The sequence below is a fragment of the Devosia sp. P2_G7 genome (genome assembly GCF_056403495.1).
In genome coordinates, this window is sequence record NZ_JBFUFI010000019.1 from 49,303 (window position 1) to 55,928 (window position 6,626).

Annotated in this window: 7 protein-coding genes; 6 read left to right on the forward strand and 1 reads right to left on the reverse strand. The window is 64.5% G+C overall.

Translation table 11 applies throughout. The features are described from left to right. Positions 1 to 87 precede the first annotated feature (87 nt). The 5 genes from AC1DWU_RS22205 to AC1DWU_RS22225 are packed head-to-tail and all read left to right on the forward strand — an operon-like array spanning position 88 to position 4,288. Positions 88 to 753 carry an amino acid ABC transporter permease gene (locus tag AC1DWU_RS22205; protein WP_477152204.1) on the forward strand — a complete coding sequence of 222 codons (666 nt, stop codon included), beginning with the start codon at positions 88 to 90 and terminating at the stop codon, positions 751 to 753. Positions 754 to 762: 9 nt separating this feature from the next. Then, on the forward strand, positions 763 to 1,422 hold the full coding sequence (locus tag AC1DWU_RS22210; RefSeq protein WP_477152197.1) for an amino acid ABC transporter permease: 660 nt from the start codon (positions 763 to 765) through the stop codon (positions 1,420 to 1,422). Further along, complete coding sequence (locus AC1DWU_RS22215; protein ID WP_477152198.1) at positions 1,415 to 2,137, forward strand: amino acid ABC transporter ATP-binding protein; 723 nt, start codon at positions 1,415 to 1,417, stop codon at positions 2,135 to 2,137. Before AC1DWU_RS22210 ends, AC1DWU_RS22215 begins: the two co-directional genes overlap by 8 nt. A 7-nt stretch (positions 2,138 to 2,144) precedes the next feature. Next, positions 2,145 to 3,185 (forward strand): trans-3-hydroxy-L-proline dehydratase, encoded by a 1,041-nt coding sequence (locus AC1DWU_RS22220; protein WP_477152199.1) that lies wholly within the window; start codon positions 2,145 to 2,147, stop codon positions 3,183 to 3,185. After that, entirely contained in the window at positions 3,185 to 4,288 is a 1,104-nt protein-coding gene (locus AC1DWU_RS22225) for a cis-3-hydroxy-L-proline dehydratase (protein WP_477152200.1), read from the forward strand. The genes AC1DWU_RS22220 and AC1DWU_RS22225 overlap by 1 nt, the downstream gene beginning before the upstream one ends. Positions 4,289 to 4,317: 29 nt before the next feature. On the opposite strand, the gene AC1DWU_RS22230 is transcribed toward AC1DWU_RS22225, so the two are convergent. Continuing rightward, positions 4,318 to 5,364 carry a LacI family DNA-binding transcriptional regulator gene (locus AC1DWU_RS22230; RefSeq protein ID WP_477152201.1) on the reverse strand — a complete coding sequence of 349 codons (1,047 nt, stop codon included), beginning with the start codon at positions 5,362 to 5,364 and terminating at the stop codon, positions 4,318 to 4,320. Positions 5,365 to 5,523: 159 nt separating this feature from the next. Here AC1DWU_RS22230 and AC1DWU_RS22235 point away from each other — a divergent pair, with 159 nt between their 5' ends. Continuing rightward, positions 5,524 to 6,558, forward strand: a complete 1,035-nt coding sequence (locus tag AC1DWU_RS22235) for a Gfo/Idh/MocA family protein (protein ID WP_477152202.1) — start codon at positions 5,524 to 5,526, stop codon at positions 6,556 to 6,558. The last annotated feature ends 68 nt before the right edge of the window (positions 6,559 to 6,626 follow it).

Genomic DNA, 6,626 nt, shown 5'->3' on the forward strand with positions numbered 1-6,626 from the left:
GCGCGATCGTGACCAGGGGGGCGCCCGAGGCGCTCCCCTTTTGGTCGCGAGAGTGATTTGATCAGCACGAACTCGGGGTTGGGAGCGATGTTCAAGTACACCTTCCATTGGCGACCGGCGTTCCAGGCGTTGCCGCAGTTGCTCGAGGGAGCGCTCGTCACGCTGCAACTGGCTGTGCTCTCGATGCTGATCGGCGTGGCGCTCGGGGTGGCGCTGGCGTTGATGCGCAACTCGAAGAGCAGGGTGCTCAATTTCGTCGGCGCTGCCTGGGTGGAGATCGCCCGCAATACGCCGGCGCTGTTCCAGATCTACATGGCGTATTTCGGCCTCGGCCAGCTCGGCATCCATGTCTCCAGTTTCGCGGCGCTGCTCGCCGGCATCACTTTCAACAATGCCGGGTACCTCGCCGAGACGTTCCGCGGCGGCTTGCGCGCTGTGCCGCAGACGCAGGAGCGCGCCGCCCGTTCGCTGGGCTTTTCGGCGCCCGCTGCGTTCCGGCTGATCGTTTTGCCGCAGATGTTCCGCGTGGTGTTCTATCCGATGACCAACCAGGCGGTATGGGCAATCCTGATGACCTCGCTGGGCGTCGTCGTCGGGCTCAACAGCGACCTCACGGGGGTGACGCAGGAACTCAATGTCCGTACCTTCCGGACCTTCGAGTATTTCGCCATCGCGGCGATGCTCTACTACCTGATCGCCAAGATCGTGACCCTCGGTGCCCGCCTGATCGGCTGGCGGCTGTTCCGGTACTAGGAGGGCGCGATGGGCTTCAAGACGGCAATCACGCTCCCCGATCTCCTGTTCCTCGCGCAAGGCGCGGGCTGGACGCTGCTGATCACGCTGATCGCGGTGGGTGCCGGCTCGATCCTCGGCGTCATCTTCGGGGTGTTTCGCGCCAGCGTGCCCTGGTGGGCGAGCGTTTGGCTGGGGTTCCTGCTCGATATCTTCCGCTCGGTGCCGCTGCTGATCCAGCTGGTGCTGGTCAACTCGTTCGTGCCGATGTTCGGGCTGAAGTTCACGCCGTTCACGGTGAGCTGCCTGGTGCTGGCGATCTACACCTCGGCCTACTGCTCCGAGATTGCCCGGGCCGGGGTGCTGGCGGTGCCGATCACCACGCGCCGCGCGGCCCGTTCGCTGGGGATGACCTGGTGGCAGGACATGACGCAGATCGTCTACCCGATCGGGCTCAGGATCATGCTGCCGAGCTGGATCGGGCTGGCGCTGGGCGTGATGAAGGACACGGCACTGGTGGGCTGGATCGGGGTGATCGAGCTGCTGAAGAGCTCGCAGATCCTCATCACCCGGATGCAGAACGAGCCGCTGTTCATCCTCTTCATCGCCGGGCTGATCTACTTCCTCATCAGCTTCCCGATATCGCGCTGGGGCGCCAGGCTCGAGCAGAGGTTCCGTGAAAATGATTGAGATCGAAAACGTCACCAAGACCTTTGGCAGCCTGACGGTGCTCGACGGCGTCAGCCTCACCGTCAACAAGGGCGAGGTGGTGTCGATCATCGGCGGCTCGGGTTCGGGCAAATCGACGCTGCTGATGTGCATCAACGGGCTGGAGCCGATCCAGGGTGGGCGCATCGTCGTCGATGGGACGGAAGTTCATGCGCGCGGCACCGACCTCAACAAGCTCAGGCAGAAGATCGGCATCGTCTTCCAGCAGTGGAACGCCTTCCCGCATCTGACGGTGCTGGAGAACGTCACGCTGGCGCTGCGCAAGGTGCTCGGCAAATCGCGCGACGAGGCCGATGGGATCGCCAAGAAGCAGCTCGAGCACGTGGGGCTCGGCGAGAAGTTCAACGTCTATCCGAGCAAGCTGTCGGGCGGCCAGCAGCAGCGCATGGCGATCGCCCGGGCGCTGGCAATGGAGCCGCAATACATGCTGTTCGACGAGGTGACCTCGGCCCTCGATCCGCAGCTGGTGGGTGAGGTGCTCGACACGATGCGACTGCTCGCGCGGGAGGGGATGACGATGATCCTCGTCACGCACGAGATGAATTTCGCCCGTGAAGTGTCCGATCGCGTGGCGTTCTTCAAGTCGGGCAAGATCCATGAGATCGGCAGTCCGCAGCAGATCTTCGATGCGCCGCAGACGCCCGAGACCAAGGCGTTCCTCAACTCCGTCCTCTAGGCTTTCCATGCGTTCCAGCAAGCTCGTGCATATCGTTTCCGCCCATGCCGAGGGCGAGGTCGGCGACGTCATCGTCGGCGGCGTGGCGCCCCCGCCTGGCGATACGGTGTGGGAGCAGCGCAACTTCATCGCCAGCGACGAAACGCTGCGCAACTTCGTGCTGAACGAGCCGCGGGGCGGAGTGTTTCGCCACGTGAGCCTGCTGGTGCCGCCGAAGAACCCGGCGGCGCAGATGGGCTGGATCGTGATGGAGCCGCAGGATACGCCGCCGATGTCGGGGTCGAACTCGATGTGCGTTTCGACCGTGCTGCTCGATACCGGCATCCTGCCGATGACGGAGCCGGTCACCAAGCTGGTGCTGGAAGCGCCGGGCGGGCTGATCGAGGTCATGGCGGAGTGCCGCGATGGCAAGGCCGAGCGCATCCACGTCACCAACCACCCGTCCTTTGTCGACAAGCTCGATGCGATGATCGAGGTGGAGGGGATAGGCTCGCTGCGCGTCGACACCGCCTATGGCGGCGACAGCTTCGTGTTCGTATCGGCGGCGCGGCTCGGCTTCTCGCTGACCCCGGACGAGGCGCGCGATCTTGCCACCACCGGGATGAAGATCACCAGGGCGGCCAATGAGCAGCTGGGGTTTGTTCATCCCGAGAATGCGGGCTGGGACCATATCTCGTTCTGCCAGATCACCGCGCCGGTGGAGCGTGGCCCCAATGGGATATTGAGCGGCAAGAATGCGGTGGCCATCCGGCCGGGCAAGATCGATCGCTCGCCCTGCGGCACCGGTTGCTCGGCCCGCATGGCGGTGCTGCATGCGCGCGGCGAGATGCAGGTCGGCGAGCGCTTCATCGGGCGCTCGATTATCGATTCCGAGTTCCATTGCCGGATCGAGCGGGAGGTCCAGGTCGGGGGCAGGCCCGGCATCGTTCCGGTGATTTCCGGCCGGGCCTGGATCACCGGGACGCGGCAGGAAATGCTCGATCCCGCGGATCCCTGGCCGGCGGGCTATCGCCTCTCCGACACCTGGCCGCTCGAAGGACGCTTCTGATGAAGATCACCGCGATCAACTACTGGCAGGTCGACCTGCCGCTGCGCGAGGGCCGCTACAAGTGGAGCGGCGGCAACTTCATCGACGTGTTCGACTCGACAGTGGTGGCGGTGGAAACCGATGTGGGGATCACCGGCTATGCCGAATGCTGCCCGCTCGGCTCGGCGTACCTGCCGGCTTATGCCAAAGGGGTGCGGGCCGGGCTCGAGGAGATCGGGCCCAAGGTGATCGGCATGGACCCCACTGCGCTCGGGCCGCTCAACCGGCACATGGACGCGGTTCTGCGCGGGCATCCTTATGTGAAGGCGCCGATAGACATTGCCTGCTGGGACATTCTGGGCAAGGTCGCCGGACTGCCGGTGAAGACGCTGCTGGGCGGGGCGGAGCAGGAGAGCATCAAGCTCTACCGTGCCATCAGCCAGGAAGATGCTGGTGTCATGGCCGAGAAGATCGCGGGCTACCGGGCCGAGGGCTATACGAAGTTTCAGCTGAAGGTCGGGGGTGACGCCAATGACGACATCGCGCGGATCAAGGCCTGCCGTGCTATCCTGAAGCCGACCGATGTCCTCGTCTGCGATGCCAATACCGGCTGGACCATGGCCGATGCGGCGCGCGTGGTGAACGCGGTGCGTGATCTCGATGTCTATATCGAGCAACCCTGCATGAGCTACGACGAGAGTGTTTCGATCCGCCGCCGCACGGCGCTGCCGTTCGTTCTCGACGAGAATATCGACGGGGTGGGGATGCTGCAGAAGGGCCTCGCCGAGGACGCTTTCGATGTCATCAACCTCAAGATCTCCAAGGTCGGTGGGCTGACCAAGGCCAGGCAGATGCGCGACCTCTGCGTTGCCAACCGCATCCCGATGACCATCGAGGACACCTGGGGCGGCGACATCGTCACCGCAACCATCGCGCACCTGGCGCAATCGACGCCGGAAAGCCTCTGCTTCTCCGCCACCGATTTCAATTCGTACGGCACGGTGGACATCGCGGATGGCGCGCCCAAGCGCGTCGACGGCACGATGAAAGCCTCGGACGCGCCGGGGCTGGGCGTGACGCCGAAGTTCGAGGTGCTGGGCGCTGCGACCTCGATCGGCGGCTAGTTGCGGGGTCGGTTCTCCGGCCGGGCGTCTCAGGTCACTGCGGCGCCTTTGATGCCATACGCATCGCTTTCGCCCGGCACGAGCTCCATGGGCCAGAGGCGCTGGACCAACCCCTGGGGGTAGATTTCCTCGTATGCAGGCATCGAGGCGAGCAGGGATTCTCCCAGGGCCACACCGAGGTCGCGCAGCGACAGGCGGAAGCTGGTGAGCGTCGGCGAAAGAAAGCGCGATAGCGGCGACTCGCGGAAACCGATCACGGCGATGTCTCGGCCCGGACGCAGACCCGCCTCGTTCAGGCGTCGATAGAGACCGATGGCCATCTGCTCGTAGATGAGCACGACGGCCGTCGGCCGGTCCGGCATGGCCAGCAGTTCGTGCGCGATCTGGTAGCCGCCCTGCTCGGACGACGCTGCCCTGATGACGATGCCGGGTTCGAAGTCTATGCCGTGGCGGGCGAGGGCGGCCTTGTAGCCGTCGAGGTAAACGAAGCCTAGATTGATGTCGTTGCTGGGCACGCCCACGGCTATGCGGCGATGGCCTGCTGCCACCAACCGATCCACGGCCCGGTTGACCACGTCCTCGAAATCCAGGTCGAGCCAGGGATAGTCGCCGTTGGTGCCGGAGCGGCCAAGTGCAACAAAGGGTATGCGGGCCTTGTTGAGAAACTCGATGCGCGCGTCCCTGCGGTGCGTCGCGGAAATGATCAGTGCGTCGACCAGGCGCCGGGCCACGATACGCTGCACATACTGCGCTGGATCCTCCTCGGTCGGGCAGGGGAGCACGACGAGATCGAGGTGGTGGCGGCTCAACACGCTTTGTACGCCGTCGACCACGCCGAGAAAGAAATTGTCGCCGTTATCGCCGGCGTTTCCGGATTCGATCATGAAGCCGATGGCGTTCGTCGTGCCTTGGCGAAGGCTGCGGCCGGACTGGTTGGGGACATAGCCGAACTCGGCGGCAGCCTCGAGCACGCGCTTGCGTGTCTCCTCATTGACATCCGGCCGACCGTTCAGGGCGCGCGAGACAGTGCCGATGGAGATGTCTAGCCGCTCGGCTAGCTGCCTGATCCCCTTCATGTTTCCCCCATTTTTCCCCAGCCGAGACGGCGACTGGAAACGTTTACGAAAATCTATTGACACGGAAGTGATGCCGAATATAGCGTCGTAAACGTTTACGGAACACCGTTGGCGAGAACGCGACAACGCGCCGCCGACATCCCGTTGGGAGGAATCAACTTGTCATTTCGTGCCGTTTTGGCCGGGTGCGGAGCTATGTCCAGGGGTTGGCTCAAGGCGATTGCCGAGACGCCGGCCCTCAAGGACCGCATCACCATCGTCGGGCTCAATGACCTCAACACCGACGCGGCCGCCAGGCTAGCGACGGAGTTCGGGCTCAACCGCGCGGCGATCGAGAGCGATCTCGAGGCGCTGCTCAACGGCACCAAGCCCGACCTGATCTTCGATGTGGTCATTCCCGGAGCGCGACACGACGTGGTCGCTACCGGTCTGCGCCACGGCTGCCACGTGCTTTCCGAAAAGCCCATGGCGACCTCGATGGCCGAGGCACGCGAGCTGGTGGCGCTCGCCGCCGAGGCGAAACGGGTTCACGCCGTGGTGCAGAACCGGCGCTTCAACGAAGGCGTGCGCCGTATCCGCGCCACCATTGAAAGCGGGGCACTCGGCACGCTCAACGCCATCCATTGCGATTTCTTCGTCGGGGCGCATTTCGGTGGCTTCCGCGAAGAGATGGAGCATGTGCTGCTGGTCGACATGGCGATCCATACGCTGGATGCCGCCCGCTACATTTCCGGCAAGCAGCCGCTCGCCGTTTATTGCCACGAGGCCAACCCGAAAAGCTCGTGGTACGCGCATGGCTCGGTGGCCAACGCCATCTTTGAGTTCTCCGACGACGTGCTCTTCACCTATCGCGGCTCGTGGAGCGCCGAGGGCGCCAATACCAGCTGGGACTCGTCGTGGCGGATCGTCGGCTCGAAGGGCACGCTGCTGTGGGACGGCGTGGACAGATTCGAGGCCAACATCGTTGCCGGCAGCGAGGGCTTCTTCCGCCCGCTCGAGACGCTGCAGGTCGCGGCGCCTGCCGACCCCGACGAGACGCGCGGCCACGCGAGCGTCCTGCTCGATTTCATCGACGCCATCGAAGCGGGCAGGGCGCCCGAGACGGTGAGCTCGGACAACATCAACAGCCTCGCCATGGTGTTCGGAGCGATTGAGAGCGCCAAGACGCGCCAGCGCGTCGCCATTGCAGCCTGAGGATACTGAATTGACCGACCCCGCAAAGGCCATCCGCATCGGCACCATGATCTCCGCTTCGGCGGGCC